22 protein-coding genes are annotated in these 25,762 nt (G+C 38.6%); 4 read left to right on the top strand and 18 right to left on the bottom strand.

The annotated features are described in order from the left end of the window. The first annotated feature begins 74 nt into the window (after window positions 1-74). From NLX82_RS20315 to NLX82_RS20305, 3 genes are all read left to right on the top strand, one after another. A complete protein-coding gene (locus NLX82_RS20315; RefSeq protein WP_254348953.1) occupies window positions 75-1,391 on the top strand; it encodes a gluzincin family metallopeptidase in 1,317 nt (438 codons plus the stop codon). Beyond that, a complete protein-coding gene (locus tag NLX82_RS20310; RefSeq protein ID WP_302055908.1) occupies window positions 1,388-2,014 on the top strand; it encodes a histidine phosphatase family protein in 627 nt (208 codons plus the stop codon). Before NLX82_RS20315 ends, NLX82_RS20310 begins: the two co-directional genes overlap by 4 nt. Before the next feature lie 630 nt (window positions 2,015-2,644). After that, entirely contained in the window at window positions 2,645-2,887 is a 243-nt protein-coding gene (locus tag NLX82_RS20305) for a hypothetical protein (RefSeq protein WP_254348951.1), read from the top strand. A gap of 1,125 nt (window positions 2,888-4,012) precedes the next feature. On the opposite strand, the gene cmr6 is transcribed toward NLX82_RS20305, so the two are convergent. The 10 genes from cmr6 to NLX82_RS20255 form a co-directional block, all read right to left on the bottom strand. Continuing rightward, on the bottom strand, window positions 4,013-4,804 hold the full coding sequence (gene cmr6 / locus NLX82_RS20300) for a type III-B CRISPR module RAMP protein Cmr6 (RefSeq protein ID WP_254348950.1): 792 nt from the start codon (window positions 4,802-4,804) through the stop codon (window positions 4,013-4,015). Then, window positions 4,801-5,187: a type III-B CRISPR module-associated protein Cmr5 gene (gene cmr5, locus NLX82_RS20295; protein ID WP_254348949.1), complete on the bottom strand. Its 387-nt coding sequence runs from the start codon at window positions 5,185-5,187 to the stop codon at window positions 4,801-4,803. The genes cmr6 and cmr5 overlap by 4 nt, the downstream gene beginning before the upstream one ends. Further along, window positions 5,184-6,086, bottom strand: coding sequence for a type III-B CRISPR module RAMP protein Cmr4 (gene cmr4 / locus NLX82_RS20290; protein ID WP_254348948.1), 903 nt, complete (start codon window positions 6,084-6,086; stop codon window positions 5,184-5,186). The genes cmr5 and cmr4 overlap by 4 nt, the downstream gene beginning before the upstream one ends. A 31-nt stretch (window positions 6,087-6,117) precedes the next feature. Then, window positions 6,118-7,380 carry a type III-B CRISPR module-associated protein Cmr3 gene (cmr3, locus tag NLX82_RS20285; protein WP_254348947.1) on the bottom strand — a complete coding sequence of 421 codons (1,263 nt, stop codon included), beginning with the start codon at window positions 7,378-7,380 and terminating at the stop codon, window positions 6,118-6,120. Next, window positions 7,349-9,181 carry a type III-B CRISPR-associated protein Cas10/Cmr2 gene (gene cas10 / locus NLX82_RS20280; protein WP_254348946.1) on the bottom strand — a complete coding sequence of 611 codons (1,833 nt, stop codon included), beginning with the start codon at window positions 9,179-9,181 and terminating at the stop codon, window positions 7,349-7,351. The genes cmr3 and cas10 overlap by 32 nt, the downstream gene beginning before the upstream one ends. Next, window positions 9,151-10,521, bottom strand: a complete 1,371-nt coding sequence (gene cmr1 / locus NLX82_RS20275) for a type III-B CRISPR module RAMP protein Cmr1 (protein WP_254348945.1) — start codon at window positions 10,519-10,521, stop codon at window positions 9,151-9,153. Before cmr1 ends, cas10 begins: the two co-directional genes overlap by 31 nt. A 27-nt stretch (window positions 10,522-10,548) precedes the next feature. After that, window positions 10,549-11,550, bottom strand: a complete 1,002-nt coding sequence (locus NLX82_RS20270) for a DUF6602 domain-containing protein (RefSeq protein ID WP_254348944.1) — start codon at window positions 11,548-11,550, stop codon at window positions 10,549-10,551. A 1,584-nt stretch (window positions 11,551-13,134) separates the two neighbouring features. Beyond that, on the bottom strand, window positions 13,135-13,476 hold the full coding sequence (locus tag NLX82_RS20265) for a helix-turn-helix domain-containing protein (protein ID WP_254348943.1): 342 nt from the start codon (window positions 13,474-13,476) through the stop codon (window positions 13,135-13,137). Window positions 13,477-14,756: 1,280 nt separating this feature from the next. Further along, window positions 14,757-15,077 (bottom strand): nucleoside triphosphate pyrophosphohydrolase, encoded by a 321-nt coding sequence (locus NLX82_RS20260; protein ID WP_254348942.1) that lies wholly within the window; start codon window positions 15,075-15,077, stop codon window positions 14,757-14,759. A gap of 117 nt (window positions 15,078-15,194) precedes the next feature. Beyond that, a complete protein-coding gene (locus NLX82_RS20255) occupies window positions 15,195-16,166 on the bottom strand; it encodes an HNH endonuclease (RefSeq protein WP_254348941.1) in 972 nt (323 codons plus the stop codon). A gap of 1,171 nt (window positions 16,167-17,337) precedes the next feature. Between NLX82_RS20255 and NLX82_RS20250 the strand changes: the two genes are divergently transcribed. Continuing rightward, on the top strand, window positions 17,338-17,946 hold the full coding sequence (locus NLX82_RS20250) for a hypothetical protein (protein ID WP_254348940.1): 609 nt from the start codon (window positions 17,338-17,340) through the stop codon (window positions 17,944-17,946). Window positions 17,947-18,116: 170 nt separating this feature from the next. On the opposite strand, the gene NLX82_RS20245 is transcribed toward NLX82_RS20250, so the two are convergent. From NLX82_RS20245 to NLX82_RS20210, 8 genes are all read right to left on the bottom strand, one after another. Next, window positions 18,117-18,923, bottom strand: a complete 807-nt coding sequence (locus tag NLX82_RS20245; protein WP_254348939.1) for a hypothetical protein — start codon at window positions 18,921-18,923, stop codon at window positions 18,117-18,119. 65 nt (window positions 18,924-18,988) lie between these two features. Beyond that, the gene (locus NLX82_RS20240; RefSeq protein WP_254348938.1) at window positions 18,989-19,270 is read right to left on the bottom strand and encodes a hypothetical protein; all 282 of its coding nucleotides are present in this window, start codon (window positions 19,268-19,270) and stop codon (window positions 18,989-18,991) included. Between the two features lie 395 nt (window positions 19,271-19,665). Then, complete coding sequence (locus tag NLX82_RS20235; RefSeq protein WP_254348937.1) at window positions 19,666-20,028, bottom strand: hypothetical protein; 363 nt, start codon at window positions 20,026-20,028, stop codon at window positions 19,666-19,668. A gap of 124 nt (window positions 20,029-20,152) precedes the next feature. Then, window positions 20,153-20,776 (bottom strand): hypothetical protein, encoded by a 624-nt coding sequence (locus NLX82_RS20230; RefSeq protein ID WP_254348936.1) that lies wholly within the window; start codon window positions 20,774-20,776, stop codon window positions 20,153-20,155. Between the two features lie 29 nt (window positions 20,777-20,805). Next, entirely contained in the window at window positions 20,806-21,216 is a 411-nt protein-coding gene (locus tag NLX82_RS20225) for a PadR family transcriptional regulator (RefSeq protein ID WP_044788241.1), read from the bottom strand. A gap of 1,370 nt (window positions 21,217-22,586) precedes the next feature. Continuing rightward, the gene (locus NLX82_RS20220; RefSeq protein ID WP_254348935.1) at window positions 22,587-22,745 is read right to left on the bottom strand and encodes a hypothetical protein; all 159 of its coding nucleotides are present in this window, start codon (window positions 22,743-22,745) and stop codon (window positions 22,587-22,589) included. A gap of 125 nt (window positions 22,746-22,870) precedes the next feature. After that, window positions 22,871-23,893 carry a hypothetical protein gene (locus NLX82_RS20215; RefSeq protein ID WP_254348934.1) on the bottom strand — a complete coding sequence of 341 codons (1,023 nt, stop codon included), beginning with the start codon at window positions 23,891-23,893 and terminating at the stop codon, window positions 22,871-22,873. Beyond that, a complete protein-coding gene (locus NLX82_RS20210) occupies window positions 23,893-25,701 on the bottom strand; it encodes an AAA family ATPase (RefSeq protein WP_254348933.1) in 1,809 nt (602 codons plus the stop codon). The genes NLX82_RS20215 and NLX82_RS20210 overlap by 1 nt, the downstream gene beginning before the upstream one ends. Window positions 25,702-25,762: the final 61 nt, after the last annotated feature.

Genomic DNA, 25,762 nt, shown 5'->3' with positions numbered 1-25,762 from the left:
TCATAAAACTTGTGCTTAGTGACTAATAATATTTTTGTTTGAATAATTCCAGTTATAAAAAAGGAGAAATTAAATTGTCACAATCATTAGATGAACAAGCGAGGGAAACTGGTACAAGATTTTTGGTTTATCCGCAAAATAAGCGGTTAAAGGGCTTTGAGCACGCAGAGGTGGTGTACATTAATATACCTCTCGGTTCTATACAAGCAGGGCCCGAAGATGAAAGAATGTATGTAGTTGATGCGAAGGACAAAAGGCATTATCAATTTGAAGGGGAAGGCCCTCCGTACTCTGGTCTTCGTTTTCCACCTGTCCAGCCCAATCGCGAGGGGCATTTTGACCATATTCAGCCTAATACCCGTGAGTATTCGTCAACAGTTATGTATGCTACTGTTAGGCGCGTTCTAGATATTTGGGAAGATTATTTTGAACAGCCGATTCAGTGGTTTTTCCACAGGAGTTTTAATAAATTAGAGCTTATTCCTCTCGTGGAATGGGATAATGCACAATCAGGTTATGGATTCCTTGAATTTGGATATGGACGAAACCTAGATGGCAGCATCGACCATAGTAATCCGTACTGTGAAAACTTTGATGTTCTTGCACATGAAATAGGTCATACAATTAAATATTCAATCATTGGATGGCCAGAGAACCAGGATACAGAAGAATACCATGGGCACCATGAGGCGTTTGGAGATCTGGTGGCTATTGTCTCCGTTCTACATTTTGATTCTGTAATTAACCACGTTCTCCACAATACAAAAGGAAACCTCTTTTCTATTAATGAGTTATCGCGTATGGGTGAATTAAGTGATTCACGCCAAATACGTCTAGCTTTCAATGACATGAAAATGTCTGATGTGAAGCCGGTATTCGACGAAACACTTGGAAAATGGGTAAAAAAGCCTCATAATTTGTCCCAACCATTTACAGGCGGAGCTTTTGACGTATTAGTGGAAGTATTCCAGCAAAATCTAATTGAAAGAAACCTGATCACTCCAGAGTTAGGTCATCAGGCCTACCATGCGTTACCCAATGATGTAGAAAGCATACAGGCAATGTTTACGAGGTCTTATCAAGGAAACGAAGATCATTTTAAAGCGGCCCTGCTTGATGCACGAGATTATTTTGGCCGATTGATGGCAAGAGCGTGGACAAAGACATTGCCTAATGACTTGCATTATTGGAAAGTCATGAACGATATGATTAACGCAGATAAAGAGCTAAGCAACGGGAAATATGAATCGATAATCCGCAGCTGCTTTGATTGGAGAGAGATTATTGCCAATGAAACTGACCGTCCACTTCTCAAAACACATATTGTAGATGAATTAGCCATTCCATCAGTTAATAATGCTCAAGGCGTCCTGACTGGACATATACAATGAGCACGATATATTTAATTCGGCATGGGCAAAGTGAAGCGAACCATAGAGGAGTTATGGAATCTAGATTAGATTCTCCATTAGACGCGTTGGGTAAAAGACAAACTGCCTTAATTGCAGAACGTTTAAGGGGTGTCAACTTGCAATGCATCTATACAAGTCCAAGCTTAAGAGCAACGATGACTGCAGACATGATCAGGGGGCAGAGGGGAACAGCTTTAGTACATGATGAATCCCTATATGAGATGGATATTGGTCTTTGGGATGGCCTAACTCCTCTGCAGGCGGAACAATCAAATCCAGCTTTGTTTAAGCAGTTCCGTCAACACCCCGAATCATTCAGACCTGAGGAAGGAGAGAGCTTCTTTGATGTTCAGAACCGGGCGATTAGATTATTATCACGTATCCTCACTGACCGCACCACGGAATCAATTTTGATCGTCTCCCACAGTGTAGTCTTGAAATTGATGATGTGTCATTTTAAAGAAGAAACTATACGGAATGTATGGGATGCTCCTCAGGCACAGAATGCTAGCTTAAGCTTAGTTCATGTCCATAATCAAAATGAATATTTCGTTGAGCTTGAAGCGGATGTCAGTCACTTGAAACAAATGACAATGATATAAGAGTATTAGGTGAAATGTGTTGCCCCGCCGTTTATAGTAACGGCGGGTATTATTGGTGTATTCAGCCAGTTAAGTACTAAAAGCGTCTGAACAATAATCGCCTGCTATACGGGTTGTATGATAGTGTTATAACGTGTAGCCAGTATAAGGTAGTGTTTGAGTTTGTTAAATAATAAGGGAGCATCATGTTACGTTATCGAATTTAGACTGCTGCGGATACTTTTATATAATTCTACAGGCCGGCGTAGAATACCAGCTATAAAGGAGCTGGAGATAAAGACAGGGAGACACGTAGAAGGACATTTTATCGAGAGTTGAATGATATCATTAAATAAACATGATAGAAGCCTCTTTTATTGTATCTTCCAAGTCTCTTTAGAATACAATCTCCATGAAACTTTCCTTCGATAAAAATACCGCCTTTCCAGCGGATTTCTTCACGGTCACTAGATCTTTACGTCGTGTCTCAAATGTGTGTTGGGAGCCTTCTATCTCATAGAGAAGTGAAGCAAGTTTCTTTGCTTCGAAGGTAAAGGGAGATTTTTACGTGAAAAACGGATAAAAAGGAGAAAATTCAAAAATGAATGATAGCTTTTCAAATAACAACTCGTTAGTGTTGGAACTAGTGCAGTGGCACCTCTTTGGGCCGGATTACTTGCAAACATAAACCAGAAGTTAGGCCACTCAGTAGGTTTTATTAATCCTAAATTATACACCCTATCTGCTCAAGATAATATATTCCATGACATTACGACTGGAAACAACGATACCATTGGTGAAAACGGACCCTATAAGGCACAACCAGGATGGGATGCTTGTACAGGTCTTGGCAGTCCAGATGGAACTGCAATAATGAATAAATTAAGTGAATAGTCAGATATCCAAAATAAAATGACTATCAAATTGATACACTTTGATAGTCATTTTTTTACAGTTATTATTTTTGACAGAAAACTGATACTTGATAAAATACTAAAATACAAACAGTTATATTTTTGAAGTCTTCAATAACTTCAGTCAATGTTTGTTTTCCAATATAAACTTTTCCTCCGGTTGGTTTGTACAGAATTAATAGAATATTTATAAATGTCGTCTTACTACTTCCTTTTCACCAACTAAGACGACTTTTCTCACCCCTACTTATTTTTATATTAATGTTTTTTAAAGTATTGTTTCTACTATTGGGATATTTGAAATCGACTTTTATATTCTATTATTAACACACCTTTATTTTTTTGCTGATTACTGGGATCTCCTTTAATATTCAAAAATTCAATGATATTCAAGCTACTTGTAATGAAATAATTAACATACTGTCTACCGAGTTATAACAGTATTTTTCATAAGTACTGTAAACAGCCCCCTGTAGATCTCACAAAAGGTGATTCTCGGGGGAAAATGCGATGTAGAGGTATGTTTTGTTACTATAGGGGGACTGCGTATTTCACTCCACATACATATGGAATACGACATATGTCGGTAAAGGATATGACAAACCAGCAGATATTTCAATCCACGCACTCACATGAAGTGCGACGATTGGGCTGACGGTGATGTTATCGTTAAGGTCTACGTATTTCAATCCACGCACTCACATGAAGTGCGACAATTTACTTTTATTAAGAATGGAGAATGTAAAATATTTCAATCCACGCACTCACATGAAGTGCGACTGGTTAAATCTGCCGTTTTAGGTAGTGTAAAAGTATTTCAATCCACGCACTCACATGAAGTGCGACAATACAGCTCCTGCCGACATCGCAAACCCCATAAATTTCAATCCACGCACTCACATGAAGTGCGACAGCGAAAATGCAGTAATTCATATTGTAATGATATCAATTCTATACATTATCGCAAAAAACGATGCCAAGGAGGCTTGAATCAAACATTGACTTTTACTGAAGGCAACTGATTTAATTACTTTTCGACAAATTTCGAGGTGCGAAGGACCCGGGGTTTTTATGTGAGCTTCACATTCGCACCTTCACGATTCTGTCATTCAATCTCTAAGAGTCTTCCATATCCTGCGTTGGTCTTCCCGCCAATACCTTCTTCTCTTAGCGCTCCGAGCAGGATTGTTTTTGCCAAACTTAGCCACTTCATAGCTAATTCCTGCTCTCCCTCACAGGTTAATATAATTTCAAAGTGAGCCGACGCTGAAAGAAATGGAATAGGGACGGGAGAATCATCATCACGTGGAGCCTTGTACTCAATATCATTACGATAAGGCTCTACAATAATGCCGTTATAATCCTGATGATGCGCTGTAAGCACATCCTGTTTGAGCGCTTTGCAAACTGTTGCTGGAGTAGGAAGAGCATCGTGAAACTGAATAAATCCAGCAGATGTTTGTGAGCCAAATAAAATGTTGTAATCGCTTCCTGTACGTTTCAATGCTGGTTGCTTGTCACCCAGTTGTCGATGTGCATAATGCGAAGCAACACCCTTCAAGGCTGTTCCTGGTAGGTAAGGCACACCATAAATACGATGTAGCGCAAGACTAGTCTCAAGCACGGAATTTCCTCCGTGCCCAATAACGAGTGGTGTTTGTGATCTAACCTGGATATGCAATGGTGTAGTTGCTCCATAGCTCTCCTTCTTGTAATATCGGTCATAGTAATGCTTATACCAGCTTTTTTTTGCCGTTGTCCAGTCAGCTTCATAAGCCTTGATCAGTTTCTGGTAGAAAACTTGCTTGCCGTCCCCTCTACTAACCACTTGTTCTAAGCACATATCTTTATCCTGCAAACCTGTATTACTCTTGGTGATAGCCAGATGGGCGTTCATAAGATGCCCTCCTGTTCCGGCGCATCCGTTCCTTGTTCGATCTTCAGAATGGCTTCCGCATACCGCTTAAACCAGACGGAGGCACTCAGTACCCGTCTCGACAAATGAAGATAGTCTGCGTTTTCTTTTCTGAGTTCGTCATTCCATGATCTATCGAGGCCAAGCGCATTCCACATATGCTGCAAATATAAAGCATGTGGACTTTCTACGCTCTTGGACTTCGCCTGAAAGAAGGTAACGGCCAGACGTAAACCGTTGGTCAGAACGAGCGAAGGAAAACGGTGACAGAGCTGTCCATATTGCTGGGCAACGACGGAGTCCGCATCCAGTGACTTTATTCCTTCGAATGCGGCCTGCGCATACTCATGCTGGGATGATTTCATTGATCTCCGCCTCCCGAGAGGCGGCAGCGCACGCGCCCTTTGCCGACACTTGCATTGCCTCCAAGTTGTAAGAATATTTCTTTTTTCATATGTTGAAGACTGGAAATCCGTTTAGAGATATCTGACGATCCATCTACCCGATCACACCAGATCATCCCGTAAAAGATGGCTTCAGTAGGTACATATTCCTCATACCATAGCGCACCCGCTTGCGTAGTTTTCGTATCTTCCTGTATTCGAATGCGTGGAGTAATCTCACAACACATCGTCGTAAAGTATCTGAATGTGTCGTCCGATACTAATACAAGGCGCTCCATGAATATCTCCTTTGAATAAGGTTCATTTTCATCGAACAACATATTCGCCAGCCAACTTGCCCAGGTGGTAAAGCCGTACGATATTTCCGCCTTACCATAGAACTCGTCCAGGAAAACTTGCTGTTGACTCTCCACTACAGAATCAGTAGTTATCCAAGCAGTCTCACCATTTTTCGCATCTTGCTCAAATTGATCTAAATCTGGAATTTCTAAAGACATCCCCATCGCTGCTGCATCTCGTACTAGGCGTTTCAGTACCATAGGGGAAGTAACATAAGCGAAGGTTCCATATCGGCTGGCTACCGGAAAAGCAAGAATCCGTCCATCGGAAATAACAAGTGCTCCAGCTTCGGCCCCATTGTGATCTGATTTACCGAATGCTTGCTTGTACCAAGCGCTTTCTCCCTCTTGAACTCGATAGTAGTCTCTCTTTCCCCCTTTCATGCTACTTCCAGGAATCATAGGCCATTCAGTCACCTTCTCGCGCATAATAGGCAGATCAATTGCCCCGAGTCCTTCTCCCGAACCGATATGTAGTGGAGACAAACAGTGTATCCAGTACCACTGGCTTACATTTTCCATTTCCCTTGCTCCTTTATAGTAGGTTTATTTATTATTTGTTCATTTGGGGTGTGTTTGTAATATTCCATTTCCCCCATAAAGCCAGTCCATATCCGTCTTCTTTGTCAAAAGCCTCTTTGCGGCGATTCGTATCCGACACAGATTGTAACCACATTTCCTTCGCCAAATCAGCCGCATCCCCTTTGGTAACTTCAAAGAAATATACGCTTCCTGCTGGAACCATGCGCCGAACCGCCTTCTCGTTGGACAAACCATCCTTCGAGTAACTCCATCCCGATACAGGCTGCCACCGTGGCACACAAGCCCAGCGCAATTGAAGCTCTACTCCACACTTCCATGGATTTTTAGTTTGGAGATTTTCGTCCAGCCAGCCTGGCAACCAACCTTTTCGGAAATAAGCAGGAGTCGCTAATACCATACGAATATATGACGCTCCCTGCATACTATCTTGAATGGCTACGGGACAAGTCCATGACAAGTCATCTTCCACCTCACTGAAGTGAGCCAGTCTGCGCTTGCCCCCCATGGGATGCATCTCTGATATTTTGCCTGTACAGCCGGATGTATGCTCTCCAAAATCAATCTCAGCTTCCACAGTGAACTCTGGTGGAAAAACCAGTGATTCTGTTGAAAATAATTGCTGTTCCTTGGCGGTATACGTCTTGGGGTCGATTGCAGTATGTGTGCGTTCTTCACGAATAAATGCGGGTAGAAAAGGCGTTGTTTTACAAGCTGCATGCAACGGATTATTTTTCTGATCCAGACGCCATTGATTTAGAAGCTTGGACCATGTTTCTTCTGGCACGGTGCCTGCCAGCCAATGCACCATCCGCTCCTTTGAGATGTATGCGGGTGCTTCCTTCATCCCTTTGTGTGTTCCTGCTCCAAGTGGCGGCCAGAGTACATCTGCCAGACGTCCTTCCTGACCTACACCAAAAAATCCCTGTCTGCCATGTTGAGCCCCTGTCAAGTTAACAGGTCGAATGAATCGGATACTTGCTTCCCCATGTTCTTCATACATTTCAGCGTCCTGGGGCATGGCAAAATACAAGCTTTCTCGGTATTTATATATCGGACCTCGAACATTTAATTTAGAAAAATGGTTAAGGCTGAGGGATGACTTTCCTTCCTGTGCTTGTTCCCTTTTAGCCAGCATCGTGCGGATTGTACCCGCAAGCATACTTGGCGTGACATCACTTAAGGTGTGGGCCCGGATTCCCGGCGTAGCGCTGAACGGTCTTCCGTCCCGTACCATAATAGGATCAAGAGGTTTTACTTGCAGTCGTTTCTTCATAAGTCGTTCCCACCTTTTCCAGATGAATCGTCAAAATGAGTTGCTCTGCCAATATCCGCAATCGTTCTAATGGCTCTGTTTCGGTATCATATAGTTCCTTCAACTTAGGAACCCACTGTTTTTTAAATGTCGCCTTGTCTATGCTTTCCGGCTTCTTCTTGAACGCCAGACGCTCAATCTCCATCCAGAGTAATTCTGCCAGCAATTTCGGATCACTAAGCCACGCTGAGCCTGTAGCCATTTCCTTGTAACTTTGGTATGTTCTACGGAGTTCATAGGCAAATTGGGCAGAAAAAAACTCTTTATACTCGTGTAACACTTTCATTTGCTCCACTGGATTATCTTTGAACGGCAGTGCTACTTTCATCAGATCGCCTCCACCCCGTTTGTGGAAGTGAACCTCCAATGCATTACGTGTTTTTTTGGCCTGCCGTTCTGCTTCATGTGCCATTCTACGTACTTCTTCAAGGGGTTCCAGCATATGAGTGATTACAATCCCCACAGAAAGAGTCGGGGCAGAAATAACAGACCCCAATATTTCAATAAAAGACTCACGCAACTCATTGGCTGCGTTCAAACATGTATGTACTGGCAAATAAGCCATAACATCATCTCCGCCACCATAAACGAGTTGTCCCTGATGATTTTTCATAATTTTTGCTGCTTGCAGAGCAAATCTGGAGAGCGCTTGAGAAAAATGTATATGGCTCTGTTCATCCTTAATGTTGCGAAGATGTTCCCCCATGCGATCACCGTCAGCGATTAGAAAAGCATAATAAGGAGTTGGACGGACAAAATTAAATTGATGATCCCTTGATTTCTTCTCCAACTGTACATACATCCGTTCCAACTCGTTCGCTATAGAATCTTTGAGGTTCTCTTGATGTTCCTTGGGAACCATAACGCATTCTTCAAGATAATCCCCGATTCGACGTTCATAAAAAAGACGCGCGTCATAGGAATTGGAATCTAGCTTGTTTATTGTCTTTAAATTCTCTTTTCCCAACAATTCATTCACGGTATGCAAATAATCGTTCACTGCCGAACCTATGAAAGTCACATCACGAATTTGGTCTTGGAAAGGCAGAAAGGCTGTCTCGCAAACCGAAAGAAACCGCTCTTGGTCAGGGTGAAGTATTAAAGACAAACGTTTAATGACGGAGATGGCGTCTAAGGTCTCATATTCTTTAATTCCCAACCGTAAAAGCCGCCCAATGTTCCTATTGTGGTTGATCCACACTGATTCACGACCGCCGTCCAGAGAAGATTTTTTCTCACCGTACATCGCGCCTGGGTCATTCTGCTTAAAATCCCTTAGCGTCTTACGGGCAGCTAATAATTGTTCCGTTTTGCTTAATGCCTCATCGTAATGTAGTCCTTGCATCGCTGTCCAAGCCGCTTGAAACTCAAGTAAATCGCTGACTTGACGATCCCACGTGCGTATATTAATAATTCGCCCAATTTTCTCCTCAGCAGCTCTGGCATACTCCTTCCACTTACCTTGGATAGCTCTTCTGACTTGCCAAGCAATCTTGCTCGGCTGATCTGTATTCATTATCCCAAGAATCTTGTTTGGTGCACTTATCTTCTCTACTTGTTCGGAGTTTGTGTCTATCACCATCACAGGAAAAACCAATCGGCCACCCAGTTCCTGAAATTTCTGAGCTCCCGCTATGCTTAATTCAGAGAGCAAATATGAGCCAAACCATAAATCTCGCGTTCTACGTGCCTGGGCGATAAATTCTTGCACGGGTCCGAGGGAAAACATCATCAGTATCTCTTCAGATTTGTGCTCTCGCAAAATTTTCCGACCTCCTTACTGTTTAAAAAAGCCTCAACAGCAGACGTATAGACTTTTTTATTATCTTGCATAGGGTTATTATCATATGAAACGTCAGGATAGATTTCTTTTGTTCCAAGTTGCTTTACGATCCTATCGTTTTGCTTTAACTCGGCCCCTTCCAAACGGGGTTGATTTAGGATAGCTATTATTCCAAGCGATTTATGAGGAGTACAGGACAATGGCTTTAAAATCACCGGAGAAGCAAGGCGATCCTTGCCTTTGGGAGCAAGTTGTGTTTTGTAGGGTTCCTTTTCCCAACGTTTTCTTTTGCGGAGCTCTTCATAAGATAGCTCTCTATCCTCATCCATTTGTTGCTTAAACTCAAAAATAATCGGTAAACCAAGTTGTGCTTTTGGAAAAGAAATTAGCTTATCAGGTTTATTGGTGGGATATTTCTTGTTATGTTTGGGATGTGCCATACCTGTAATCGTTCGAATGGAATCTGCTTCTGGCCAGTGGCTTCTCCCAGGTCTGGGTTTACCTTTTTCTTGGTTTGCACGTCTACGAAATAAGCGATAAGCTTCTATTGCCTCATGCCAAGCATCTTTTATTTCCTCTATACGGGAACGAGTTTTAATCTGATTGCTAAGCGTCGGCCAATCACGACTTTGATCCGCCTGTAATAGTTTTAATTCGTATTTTTCTATGTGTTTATCAAACCATGACAAAAAGTGTTCAGGGGTACAGTTATCTATACTAGGAGAAATCCCATCACAATATAAACTCCCACACCCTCTACGTGTTCTTGCCCCCACTCCGCCGAAGTTAATCCAGGCCCATAGTGCAGGCTCTATCTCTTTGCGTTCTATTTCTTCAAGATCCATAGATTTTGTTATATCATCGAATGGTTGCTTATAGATGATATGAAGCTTGAATGTGTGCCCTATAGTGTGCTCCACAGAGCTCTTTTTAGCAGCGTCTACCTCTTTACCTGCTGAATATAACGCATATTTTGGAAAGTTAGTTTTACTTATAGACTTAGTGGATGTTGGCTCAATCCAGATCTTTATGCAACTGGGTCTGCTTGTGTCTCCAAAAATCTCTGCTTCTCGTTTGCGTAGTTCATATACATTTTCATAAGCTGCACCACGCGTTGCCCGCCACCAGAAACGCAACTGCCCTCGCACCGTGCTTGTACGAACCAATTGTTCTGTATCGATCTGCCCTGCCAGATAACCTCCTCCAAATATAGGAGTCACAACGGTTATAGCGTAAACCTTTTGCAGATTAGGATTTTTAGCGATCCTCTTTTCCAGATCGGTGACATTTGTTACGGGGCTTCCCAGGTTTCTTCCCATGCTAGTCTCCTTTCTTGATCTATTTATTTAATTGGCATCCTCTTCAATACTGTCGTCCCCGATTGCTGTAAGCCCTCTAAAAGCTTTGGCATAAGCGAAATGAGGAAACAACATAGGGTTATTCAGCAGCATGAGCAACTGGTTAAGCTGGAAGTTTAAGGTCAACAGAGGATTGCCTGGTATTTTCAAATCACTCAGCGTATTTTCAAGTGACATAGCGTCTTCTGAAAATTTCAGTTCACTATATTGCCCGCTATCCACTTGGTGTTTAAACTCTTGCTTATCTGTATCTTTCCAGTTTGAAGGGATCACGTTCATATTACCGAGATTTTGTACCCCTTGATTCAATTGATCCCCCCACCAGCCGAGCTTTTCCTTCTCGTGTTCGACCAGTAAATCAAATTCTCTGACTATTCCTTTACTACCTGGCTCAACTCTTTTTAGCAGAATAAAATCGAACGCCCCTTTTAGCTTCTCTGCAACTTGATGTACGGATGTCTGTTGTTGTCTCTGAAAATTGCTTGCAAGAATAAAAATAGGTCGAGTACGTTGCTGAGTTTTATTTGTGATCCCAGTTACATACCCCTGCACCATTCGCGCAATGCCTGTCGTTCGTGGGTGTAAGTTTTTAATGCTTTCTGCCCATTCTATGATCTTTTCATATTCCCAATTTGAACTTTTACATTCAATAGCTACCACTACGGCTTCGATTGGAATGAACTTGAGAGTATTATATTGGAAGACGTATGGTGTATACTGCTCATCGTAGACAGCAATATCCACTTCCCTAGATCTGTTATTGTTCGAGTCAATGATAATGACCCCCTGCGCCAATGAGTATTTGAGAGGGATAATACTTCGAAAAAACTTGACCCACATCTCCTCGCGATAGTTCCCACTAATTGTTCCATGCTCAGAAGCAATATCGATCTCTTCTACCATCATCTGATTCAGGTAACGGTAATTCTGATGAATACGTTCAAATACATTTTCAACCTTACTATCTTTGATGGCTTTAATTTCTCCCATGTTCTCAGGCCCTTTCTATCAATCTTATATCTGTACTACTTCTTCTTAATTAGCCCTAAAATAATCCAACTCATGTTATGGAATAGGAAAAAAGAACCTGATTAACATAGGCATTAAGGATCATGTTAATTATAATTATGATTGTATGTATTTTACAAGGATAAATTTTCTTAATAATGTTTTATAGACTTTAATTAAATATTATATTCCAATTAAGTGAAAAATTATATTTATAATCGTACTGAATACCAAGCTATAACGGTATTTTTCATAAGTCCTGTTATAAAAACAGCCCCCTGTAGATCTCACAAAAAGAGATTATCAGGGGGCGAATGCGACATAGAGGATGTTTTGGTAGCTATGAAGAGACTGCGTATTTTACTCCACGCACTCACATGGAGTGCGACTTGGTAATCTTCTTAAAGCTAATGCTAACCCTGCATTTCAATCCACGCACCCATATTGAGTGCGACGCCGAAAATTACGCTACAATGTCGGAAACAGCCAAATTTCAATCCACGCACTCATATGGAGTGCGACTTAAGATCAGGCTGCTTACAAGTAATCAATACAGTATTTCAATCCACGTACTCATATAAAGTGCGACTATTCGAAGCCGACTTGAGCTGATACCTATGGAATTTCAATCCACGCACTCACCATGGAGTGCGACCCTGATGCCAAGCCGTACATCGAGAGCAGTCGTATTTCAATCTACACACTCACATGGAGTGCGACGCCAAGAAGTATCACGAGAAATAATTGTTGATAAATTTCAATCCACGCACTCACATGGAGTGCGACACAACAATACCAAGCACAACTAGGTATCTTGGATATTTCAATCCACGCACTCACATGGAGTGCGACGAGATTCTTAGACAGTTCGCTGAGTTTAATCGTGATATTTCAATCCACGCACTCACATGGAGTGCGACTGCGAAAATGGAGTAATTCATACTCTGATGATATCAATTTTACACATTATCACAGAAAACGATGCCAAAAGTGCTTGGATCAACCATTGACTTTCCCTGAAGGTAATTGATTCAAATGATTTTCGACAAATTCCGAGGTGCGAAGGGCCCGGGGTTTTTCATGTGAGCTTCACATTCGCACCTTCACGATTCTATCGTTCAGCCCCTAAGAACCTTCCATATCCTGCGTTGGTCTTCCCGTCAATACCTTTCCCTCTTAGCGCTCCGAGCAGGATTATTTTTGCTAAACTTATCCACTTCATAGCTAATCCTGATGATGCGCTGTAAGTACATCCTGTTTGAGCGCCTTGCAAAGCGTTGCTGGAGTGGGAAGAGCATATCGTGAAACAGAATAAATCCAGCACATGTTTGTGAGACAAATAAGATGTTGTAGTCGCTTCCTGTGCGCTTCAAGGCTGTTCCTGGTAAGTAGGCTACACCATAGATGCGATGTAGACTAAGGACTAGTCTCAAGCACGGAATTCCCTCCGTGCCTGCCCAGTAACGAACATATTCGTAGAGGATAGCCTGATAGCTCAAGTATCTATTTAAGCATATAAGCCGCAAAGCCGGAATCACAATTGCATTAGTCTTATGATTTTCTCCCTCAATTCAACTGATCATCCAGAATAGCATCAATGACTTTTAATATCTTCTTTTGCTCATTTTCATTTCTACTACGTAGCCTGTTCACAATTTCTGTGAGTGTTGACTCACTCTTCTCTCTGTTCATAGGCTGAATATAACTAAAAAACTCCACCATAGACAGGTTAAGGGCATTTGTGATTTTATCCAGCACCACGATGGAACAAACTTTTTCAGAACGCTCCAACTTACCAATATAAGTTTCGTGGACATCAGCCTTACTTGCAAGTTCCTCTTGGCTCAATCCACGTAGTTTTCGGAAGTGTCGAATTCCTTCCCCCACCATTTTCATTAAATCAGTCACAGCCATCACCCTATGCAAACCATAGACTAGCCATATAATTACTCCAAGATACTATAGGGTTTATTTTTGTGAAATATATCCTATAGGATTTTATTTTGATATAATAAGGATGCCCTTTTTTTACAAAAGTAAACCCACAGGCTATGATAAAAGCCCACTTAGTGCTTACGTACAAAATTAACTTTAAGAATAAAACGAAACATCTATCAACATGTAAGTGATTGCAAATAGAAAGGAATGAGCCCCATTAAAGTACTATGCATATTCCCAGACAACTCAACTACGGATATTTACGTATCCGAAATTGGAGAATTTCTTCGTCTTACCAAATTGGTGAACGGAATAACAATGAAAGGAAGTAATTATATGGTAGCCCGTACAGAACTAATTGTGGAAAACGAAACTTTCTATATTTCAGTGCTATTGAAACACAGGCATATTCAATAAAATGCTGTAATAACTTTTGATAAGGCTGACTGAACTGTGACTTATAGAAGGACTCTTTGAGAGTACGACCTATGTAGATCAAAGGAAGAGATAAAGTAATTCGAAACGCGTGTATTTCAGAGGAAATATTACCAGTTGGAGGAAAATCATAACTTACAAAAGGTGATAGATCGATGTTTTCTCTCCGTTTTCTTTTTATTCCTAAACGTAAGATAATTTTCATTTGGGTCTAATCTGTAGCTAAGTCTTAAAACTTGATGTTCAATGAACATTCCTGGTCTTGTAGATGTTTTATACTTATGACTCACCTTTATTTGAACTCTTGAGCTTGCTAATAAAAATTTTCGGCAGATATTGAAAGAGAACTCAACACATATGGAGAACTGACTTTATCCAACGGTGAAATCTCGTCTAACATATCCAATCGCATCGAGTATGGTCATTAATATTGATTGATCCCATTGTTAAACTGAACGGTCTATATTCGTACAAAAAGGGAAGGATACTTCCTTTTGATCAGAGCATTATCCATATCCAAATTATCGTCGCACCACACAATCAAATTCATTGATCGTTTTACATTCCTTAGTCAAAATGCAGTAATAATTTTGAATTTCTTTGCCTTCATCATTTTTATTCTTCTTATAAATCATGCAAAATCAACTCGTGTTTCTCTAAAATCTAAATAAGTAGTATCTCAATATGCCGAATTCTCCTGTTAGCTCAGTAGATTCTCTGTGAGAGCAAAAACTATGGACTTGTCTTTTTCAAGAGAAGCTTCGTCAAGTCTAGAATTATTGTCGGGTAAGGAGTTTCAAAAACTCCTTACCCTTTTACTCTTCACCACTAATTAAAAATAGTTTTTCTTTGAAACCCCCACGCTTTTCTTTTTTTGCAATACGTAGGGACTCAAAATCACCGATTCGACATCCCTTACTCTCAACGAGAGCATAAATAACTTCAACCATATCAGCTAATTCAAGAAGTTGATCTTCCTCACTTGCTACATCAAATTCCCTCAACTCTTCGTGTAGCTTCTGATGTAGCATTTTTATATAATCCTCTTGATCTAATGTTCTAATTTCATACTTTTTCCCGCATTCCTCCATAATTTCAGGGATTCTATCACGAACAAGTTTATTATAGAACTTCAAAGTATCCCTCCTATTTAATAAGCCGAAAAAACAACCCATCAATTTTGTAATAGCCATTAACTTTTCACGCAAATTAGAAACTCAAATCTTTGGGGGATTTCCAGAAAAAAGTGTAAACTACCCTTGACATGATATCCAAAATTTCCGTACTAGTTTATGCTCTATAGCCATTTCAAGTTCGAAAATATGTTTATCGCGTTTCTCCGCTTCCTTTAATTTTCTAAGCATGGTTTGATTTCTCTCTTCTAGTCGTTGTATCATCTCTTCGCTCGGAATCAGGTTGGACTTACTACTATTGCATGACTGATGAGCAAATACTAAGTTCCACAAATCATCTGAGTACAGGTATGACCAAGGGATTACGTGATCTATGGCAGGTGTTTCGTTTTCAATTTTTTCACCGCATAAAAAGCAATGTTGACTTGGATTTTCCACCCTAAGGTACGTGGAGAATTTGCCCAGTGGTTTCCGCCTTACTTCTCTTTCGTCAATAATTCGGACTTTTTTAGAAAGGCGAGGTGAGTGATTAAAATTCTCCAACATCTGAGTCCAGCGGTAATTGATTGCGTCAAAAACAATCAAACTATATTTTTTTAGCTGAGCGAGACAATCTGAATGTATGTATATAGAATTAGCCTTTTGAACGTAGTTGTAAATTCCTTCTACTTCTTTCCCGTTGATACGTAGAAAACGAAAACTAACGTCTTGCTTCAGTGCTTTTACAGTGTCTCTCACTGCCTTCTGATAGGCGTTCGAACAAATCGTTTCTACATTAGCCGCGTACCACTTAATCGGCCTTTTAGATCCAGTATTAGACTGATATATCGCAATCAGGTCTTTCACTATAGAGACAATTACAGGTGGTTTCACAGGGTTACTACTTTGCTGTAGGTCAAAAAAAATAGTCTGCTCCCAATAGTATCGAATTACCTTGCGAGCTATGGATTCCATAGTGATTTCAACACAACTATTTTTCGTATATTCACCTTCACAGGCTATTTCAGTTATCGCTCGTGCCCAGCTCATCTTATAGGTATTATCAAAGGAACAATTACGAATGATGTAGAGCCATTTGTCTATTAAAATCAATATTAAACACCTCCTCAAATTAGCATAGAAAATTATCTTTGAATTAGCAATTTAAAAACTTTTCAATTGTTGTTGCGTTGAAGCCATTATACTACGTCTCCAAATGTATGCACACGTATACGCTAAATATAGTCTCACTGATTAATGGTAGGGCACAAGGGAAATAGCGTTGAGTAATTAACTGCTCAGGCGTTACTCTAATCGTTGTCATAATATACCTCTAGGTTTGAGTTTGTTATGACATAATAACACTATTCAAAATTGTGGAAAATAATCTTAATTCCTAATTGTTATATGAAGGACTAACCTTTCACCTATGTTTAAAGGCCTTATAGTTGTAACGAAACATATCCTGCACTCAGGAATAAGTATCAGGGGTTTCTTGTAGTTTCTAAGCTTCCTACTGCTGTTATGCTGCCTTGATTCCATTCCTCGTATTATCCTCGGGTTTCTTTTTTGTCTTCCTAAAGCATCCGAGGCGCCCGGATAAGTACATCACGAATTTCAAAGAACGGAGATCCTAAGCTGTGTATAAGGACGGTCCTATCATAGTAAATAATTACTACACTCTGGCCTGTGTGGTCTTCACTATCATCGGCACCCAAAGGAACATTTGTTCTTATTGTATGCGAAAAAACATCATTTGCACAATAAAAAAGCTATACCAGCAATATGATTGCCAGTAGAGTTGTCTGGATGGAGATGGTGGGCTCCAATCAAACACTCAAGTAGAGTACGACTTGTGATTGAATGAGGGATTTCCCGCGTTTCCTTTCGTGCGCTGTCGCGTCAATCCACGTACTCATGTAGAGTGCGACAGCTGGTGTGATATGTTGATGTATTCAGTCTGACTTGTCTTTCAATTATGACAAATTGATAAGACGACATCTAGCAAAACAAACTCAAGTAATTTCATGAGGTTAAATAATAAATTGACTTTCAACAAAAAACAATGTACTCTGCTTAATACATTCCATGATTTGGATGAGTTATTAATTGGAGGGATTAATGATAATCAACAAGCTAAAATAATTGGTCACTTACTGATTAGGTTTTAAAAAGGATTTAGTTCCAGATTGATTTGCCAATTAGAAATACTATGGAAGATATCGAAAGCTTTAAATGATTAATCCAAGGACAATAAAATACAACAAATGAAAGGTTTGGAGAAATGAGTAAGAAATTTAAACAAAAAGGTAAGGTTAAATGGAAACCTAAAGCCCCACCTGCGCCGAACGCTGCAACAGTAACTACATATAAGTGGTTTCAATTTGGAATGAAAATATACAAACCACTAGATGCATTCGGCAGGATGATTTTTCTTCCTCAAATTAGATTTGGTATTGTCTCAGTTCTATTAATAGATCATATCATAATATATTTGGCGAGCCACGGAGTTTTACTTTTAGCTCCACTAGCTAATGAAATCAAGCCAATATTCTATTTTATAAAAACTTTCCCTTATGATCTTATATTCCATGTGATCCTATGGTTTGGATATTTTAATGATGTAGTGACTAATGAAGAAAGATTAAATAATGCTGGAAAAGTCTCCAAAGGCGAACAAAAAAAGTTGTTTTATATTGGTATGTTTAAGGCGTCGTTGCTTTTAGCCTTTGCCTTTAATTTTCAGAATATTATTAGATACGAAATACTTTTCTTTAGTGTAATGAATTTTATTATGACATTCACAGCCTTTAAAGCTATAGAAAAAATGACTAAAAAACATGGTAATTTTGATTTTAATAAACTTATGGACGATCATTTGAAATCGGAATAGCAAAAAAATAACTTCATTGATAAGAGCCAACATCTTTTAATAAGGATATGGGCTCTTTATTCATTCCCTTTTACATCTCATCCCCAACTGTAAGCCACTTAGATTATAAATCCGAACTCCATAGAAAATAATACGCTTTTCAAAGACACGATAATAACTAAGAGGCATTTCTAAAATCTAATCCCTACATTTATTTTAAAGTTCCTTATTAGACTATCGGGCACCATTATTGTTAACGCATCCCACAATTCATTCCCAGATTTTTCATAATCTTTAAAGTCTAAAGGCATCTTAGATTCGTATTCCCTAAGAATATCTATCATTCTTATACACATATCATTATATCCCTTGTCTATCTCAGGTATAGAAGGGAATTCTTTATTTCTGATGCTATGTACAATAATTGCAGTGCAAATATCATAAAAATGCTCGTATCGCTTTGTATTATTATATTTGCTAGTTTGTAGAAAACCTTCATCAAACCATACTTGTTTTATTGCTTTTTGCAAAATGGTCTCTTCAGAACCAATTTTAATCTGAATAAATCTAGTATCCGCAGCTTTATATGCGCTAAATTCATCTATCAGCTGCATTGCAAAATAGGCCAGCGAGTACATATTATCCTCTAACCTTTTTCGTGTATCTTGTGTTAAATCAGCCTTATTCTTGGCATGTGTTAGCTCATGAACAATTGTATTTTTTACTGTTGCCCATTCACCTTCAGAAAGCTCATTCCTTTCTCTACATCCTCTTGCTCCTATTTGGACATAACATATATTATCCTCAAACTTTGCAATTCCTTCGTTAATGGGAAGTTCGTCATTAAGTTGTACGCTTACAAATTCCCCCAAGGAATACTCAATTTTGATACGATCTACAAATAGCATTATATCCTGGAAAAGCTCATTTTTTTCATGTCCAATTTCTATTTTCTTTGTTTTTTTAAGTAGAAGAAAAAATAAATCTTTTAGAATCATATTTTGTGATCTTCCCCTCTAATTTTTATCATTAGATCCCCAGCATCTCCAAAATAAGCAGTCCTCTACATGCGGACACCTCTTCTGCCCAGCAAGTTTTTGAACTCTTCATTTACTTTTTTGACGTGATTGTCACAACCAGCCTGACCCATTTCCTTAATATATACGGCCCGTATCTTTTTCATCTCCCGATCAATCAAGCGCTCCGATCCAGGTGGGGGTGGAACAATCATTACGCCGCCAAGCGTATGTCTTACTCTTCGAACATTAAGTGCAACACGTGAAGCATGAAACCGCTGCTGTTTTGGAGCACGACTTTTGAAAGCTCTTTTCAGTTGTCTTCCCATAAAATCATCCCCTTGATTTACGGTTCGTAGAATACAATCATCACACGATTGCTTTAACCGTTCAACTTATCCTGCCTTAATCATTTTCTTCTGCATCTATTTGCCAGTGGGATTCAATTACAGTATCTCGATCGTTTAGAAAGAATGACAGGCTATATCGGGTAAGGGGTGTGCTTTCTTTTGCATAAGAAAATCCCTCGATCTACAGTGTTAAATTCATTGTAACATGAACTTTTTTTTCACTGTCTATCACAAGGGAATAGTTCCAAACTACAGATAGTTAATCTGCAACTAAGGCACTTATTGATTTCATACTAAGCTGCTCTATATAGATCAACTCATATTTCCTACGTTTGGAGATTGCATCTACTGGGCTATCTAGTAAGCTAACTACCCTAATTTCTTATTTCTTTAATCAGCTCATAACAAATATAAGGAAATGAGAATATACCAATGAAGAATGAGATTGGTATCTTTATTGCAACTTTTAGTAAGAAAAAGAACAAATCTATAACCGAACCGCCTCTCATTGCAACGGCGATTCTCCATTCTAAACTCTTTTCTCTATAAAACCATTTGTATAAAAATCTATTAATAAGATGGTATCCGCTGGGAATCGATCCTAGCATATAAGCAGCGAAAATAAATTTAAATTTAAGCCCCATAAGAAAAAATGACAAAAAAAATAAAAACAAAGATAATAATATAGGTTTAACTATATATCTCCCATATGCTTCGGGACCAAAAAGTCGATACATAAATTCTCCTTTCATTACTGAATATATGATGCGATATTTCTCTGGTGTAAACTATGACTTTAATTACTCTTCTTACGCCTATAAGTTTATTTAGGATCTCATATAAAATACTTTAAGCTAAAGCCTAGTTAATCGACGAATTATCGATATAACCCTGCAAAATCTCCGGAGGTAATTTCTTTTTAAAGTGACCTGGTATATGTTCAAAACAATACGCCAACTTACTAAGATTAAAACCAGGTATCGCCTTAAGCAGAGCCACTTCATTCGGTCCCAGTTGCTTGCTACAAATAGCACAGACTTTATTTACAACGGCCTTACTTTGTGTTGGTACTCCCTCTGCCGGTGGAACATTGTCGTCTTTTAGATGGGCAAGAGCTGGATTCTCTCCCCATTTTCGGTGTGGAGCCAGATCGGCCCAACCCATTTGCCAAGAATCCAACGCATTAACGAATGCCTGGTTAATAACCTGATCTGTTATAGTTGGTATTTTGCTACTGTCTGTCAGTGTATCTACACCATATCCATCACGAAAGTAGTCTGCAATATAGATCCGGACAATAGCTTTGATGTACCCAGCCCCAGGGTTGATCTCTAGCTCACGAAGCTCGTAAGACCATTCACTGCCGGTGGCCATTTCAAGTCGGTCCGTATAAACTTGGTTCGGAATATAGTGACGATTTTGGTTCACCACTGTTCCAGATGGAAAGCGTTTCTTAAGCGAAGCAATAACCTTAGCGTAGTCCAAGAATATAACCTTCCTTCATCGAGATATCATCAATTCAAAGGAATGTGTCCAAACCTATCTATGTAATGCTTGAAATTGGTATAGGTATTGATGGCCAAGTCAACTTGATCTGGCAACTCCTTTAGCAGCTGCTTAAAATAATCATGACCTCGGGGTGTGATGGAATAGTATCGGTTGTACCGGTTATCTCCATCCCAGGCCCGGGTTACATGACCTTCTTCAGCTAACTTTTTCAGGCGAGCTGACAGATAACCATTATTGACGCCAACGTTTGTAGGAGACTGCTTCCCTAAAGCAACAATGATTTGCTGCTCCAATTCACTCCCATACAAACGTCCTCGTTGAAGCTCTGACAGCACGAAAAAATCAATGACTTGCTGAACCCTGACGATGTTATGTAACGAGATCTGCTTAGATAAGGGGTATTCATTTCTTGGCATATAAATCTCCTTCCATAATTACGGCTTATTATGGTCCATGAAAACAAAAAACAGTGGACCGCAAGAATCCGATTCTTCTAACTCAGTACTAACGTCACTTTTATACCTACATTATATCATATTATACATGACAACAATATACTTGTTAGCAGGTTTGTTAATAACGAAACCCCCACTTTTTCTATTTTCTTGTTCCCTTTTTCCATAGCATGCACCCACGTATCTTGACTCCTACCTTAGTTGCAGAACTTCAAATCTTCTACTATATGCGTACTTATTTTTTGCTGTATCCGTACCCAGTCGAAGCCAGCAAATCTACAACTAAATTCGGATCAAGTTGCAGATATGGGTTTGGGGGCGCGGGGGACAGGAAACCCGGTATAAAAAGGTCTCAGTACTAACATTAAGTAAGTGACTTGTATTGTGTAAACTAACATGAATGCATGAATTTTGTGCTGTTGAAGCTAGGTACGTATCCAAGTGTAGACTACGTATCCCCTATCTAAATTCACCTATCGATCTATCGAAAAATGAACACATATACAATGACAGAAGAAGGGTTTATCGAACTGAGCGCCGAACGTGGCTACGTTGGATGAAGGATAATCATGCTAACAAGTATATTGTTGTCATGGTTGTTTCAAAAGAGTGCCCCTATACTCTTCTAAAAAAGATCACAGCCCGCCAAGGTGAGATTTATCGTTCATCATCATTATACAATTAATTAATTAGTTAATGAACAAAAACTTTTTATCGTCTTCCCACATGTCTTCGAAAACGTTCGCCATGGTCTCATCAGATATCACTACAAGGACCTTATCACTTCTTACTGCTGAAGCAGAATAACCGGTGCATTTAGTCTTCTGGTCCGCATTCGTTACTTTCAGGTGCATATAACCTGAATGATGATTTATTTTGATGGGGTATGCCCACATTTTTAAACTTTTCGAGCGCAGCCTTCTGACCTTTTCCCTCTGACTGATCTTCATCCGTAATAATGAGAACAGTCACTCCTCTCGCTTTTGCATCTAGGCTAGATCGAACAATGCTTTTTTTTGTGATCTAAAAATAGCAGCATTCAACGTTTTCCCGTGCATTTTGTATCATCTGATTAAGCAGTATTTATAGATGCTGATTCTTAGTTTCCATTGGTATAAACAAGTCATCGCAACTAATGGTTTTAAAATTTAATAAATTCATAATTCAAAGGGGCAGGATTTTTCCTGCCCCTTCCTTACTTTTTTCAATTTTCCTTAACCAATATGATACGAATCCTTGAATAAATTACACAAACTGAGTTCCTGATTGAAACATGGTTCGATGGCTCTTTATTGGTGTGGATTTAGTTCACTAAAATTCATCAGATAAACTCAACACTCTTTCAATACATCGCACTTCACTTCCACCACGAGAACGATTCCAGTTGGTATAAATGTATATGCGAAATTAGCACCAGCTACATCAACAGGTTTACAAGAGTTCCAATCATCAATTTTTTCATCATTATCATCTGTGATTTCAAATATCACGAGCCCCTCCAACTGTGTATTCACAAAATAAAGAAGCTTTAGGAGGAATTCTACCTTTCCCTTACTTCTTATTTTACTCAATAAAGCAATTAGATATTAAAGTTAGCTTTAAAATTTTGATCCGTTTAATATTTAGCTAATGTCTTCAGTTCCATTAATATATCCTGCGTGAATTTCGACAGAACTCGATCACTCGACTCTAATTCAGAACCAGGAAATGTTCCAAGTACTAATCTTGCCACCTCTGATTCATTCTGAAACAAATCAGGAAATGAAACAAGCAAATTCTTTATCTGATCATCATTATAAATTTTTGACTTAATTAATAAGTCCGAAGCATAATCCTTGTGAGCATTGTAAAGCTCAACTAATTTGAATGTCTTACAATTATTATCTATTTTCATCCAAATCGGATCTTCCTTATCAATTATAGGGTTGTCCTTAAACCCTATTGAAAACCCTTTTACATTCCCTTCAAAGATACCTACATAGTCAATATCAATTCCCTCATCAAATTTAATAGTAAATGTTCTGTATTGCTCAAATCCATCCTCGTACGGATGAAGATGCGTATCTAAAGTAAAGGCCTTTGTTCCTTTTAGGTTAGCATTACAGACATAACAAGAGGGAATTAAATTAAAGAACGAAACGGCCAAATAAGGATATGTAGCCTTGTCAAAAAAATGATCCAATTGTGGGCGTGTTCTTCCATCACTCGATTGATAAGTTGTAGTGAATTGGCGATTACAATACGGACATACTGCCACCTTTAATCTTTCAGTTAGAGTGTATGCTCCCCATTTTGAAATATCATATTGTTTGATAAAGTTATCATAGTTAAACACATGCTTTAATGCATTTTTAAATTGGCAATCTTTTATTTTTTGATTCATTTGAATATTATACAAATGCTCTTTAGGAAAGTTTTTGCTTATATATTTGATGGTTTCAGCTAGTTGTGAAGGACGACCTGAAATTATTTCTCTACTCTTTAAGTATAGGTATTTTAACAAATCCTTTTGTGTTTTATTCCAATGGTCTCCTTCCATGTAGTTTTCAAGAATATCTTTATAACCTTCTTTAACAAAAAAGTCATCATGTAGAGAACTAGCCCACTCTTCTAATTGAGGATTCCTTATTCTTATCATTATTGCTTTCCTCTTAGCTCGTTTATTTGTGCTTCCAACCAAGCCATTCGTTCCTCAAGAGACATTCCGTTTATAATAAGTTTTTCTTGTAGTAACTGGGTCAATTTATTTCTTATCAAGGGTTCTCCAATGATTGAGATTAATGCTTCAATTTCATTTCGCCGACGAATAATTTCCGATGCATTTTTATTGACTAATATATCAATTACTTGATTAATCTTATCTTTAGCGAACTTCCCCATCAAACCTTCTTGCATGAAAAATGAATGCGACAAAAGCGTGTTTATATTGGCAGCAAAAGTCTGGTGTTGATCTTCTAACTCACTTAAACTAATACTTCGATCATCTGCTTTTTTTAAGAAGATCACATTTGTTTTAGGTAAGTCTGATGCTATAAATGGCGAATTCGAAGTCATTATAATTTGGATATTTTTATTTCTATAAAAGCTCGGTACAAACTCTACCAAATAACTAATCAACTGTTTTTGCCATTGGGGGTGAAAATAAATTTCCCCCTCATCAATAAATAATATTACATTATTATTTCTTTTTGAGTTGATAAAATCTCTAGTGCTGTACAATCTCGAGAATAAACTTAGTAAAGCTAACTCACCAGAACTGAGGCTTCTCCATTTAAATTTTAGATAATGGTCAGACCTGATCGACTCATAGTAAGAACTAAGTATATCAGACAACAATTCACTTTCTAATGGGAGTTCAAAACTGCTATCAGTATCGTTAAACACGGTATTACGAACACCCAATTCTACAGTACACTCTATCAAACGAATATTACCTTGCAAAACTCTCAAAAATGAACTGTTCTGCTGAACATTCAATTTTAAACTGTTTTCGAGTGTTTTGAGTGATTCTATCACATTTACAACATCACCCTTGATAGGTATAGGGATATCTTTTACAGCCTCCTCAAGTATAGGTAAATGGTTCAAAGCATTGGGTTGATAAAAGCTATTCTCGACTAATAGGTGTTCCAGAATGCGTACTGTAAATGCTCTTTTGAAATCTCTTATAGGAGATAGTAATTCAATTAGCTTGTTAATGAATTTAATAAACCGATTTTCATTCGGAGTTCTCCTTATAGGATAGTAGTCCTCTAAAGAAAAGACTACCGTCAATTTTTCAGGTAATTTGAATTGAATTACATCCCTAGAAACGTCACGCTGGTTTTTAATAAAGCGTATTTGTTGCTCAGTCTCGAAAAAATGATAGTCCTCTATACTAGGCTCACGGTCTTGCTCGTTTTCAAAGCAATTTTCCAAAATTTTATTCGTAGATACATTTATTGTTTCGTATGAATTCGGCATAACTTTTGAATCAAAGATATTCGAAAAATATACTTTCGGAATAATGGGGATTTTATTTCTTAATCTTAAACTATTAACTTCAATATTTACATGTTTAGGAAATTCAACTTTAGGATCGTTTTCAAGTGAGTGATAAATTTGAAGAGATACCGTCTTATTTTTTTTCATAGTATAAAAAACCATAATATATCGTGAATTTAACATACTAGAATCTGATTTATTATCCAGAAGTAACATTAAATATTCAATTAAACTAGACTTCCCAGTACCATTTTCACCAATAATAGCTGTGATATTATTGATGTTTGAATTCATTTTATCCCCCACCCGAGACGCATAGAAAAAATCATTGATATAGAATGGAGAATTTTTAATAACTAGCTTGCCAGATTCATAATCCATACGATACGGACCACCGAAGTTAAATTCTTCTGAGAGGAATATGTTATTATAATTTTCAGTCCATAAATATAAAAGTTGCACTAAATTACTTCCTTTCGGCTTTTATTGAAGACATAAAAATATCAACAATGAATAAGTACTA

The sequence above is a fragment of the Paenibacillus sp. A3M_27_13 genome (assembly GCF_024213315.1).
GTDB classification, from domain to species: Bacteria; Bacillota; Bacilli; order Paenibacillales; family Paenibacillaceae; genus Paenibacillus; species Paenibacillus polymyxa_B.
This window is presented reverse-complemented; position numbering and strand designations above follow the sequence as displayed.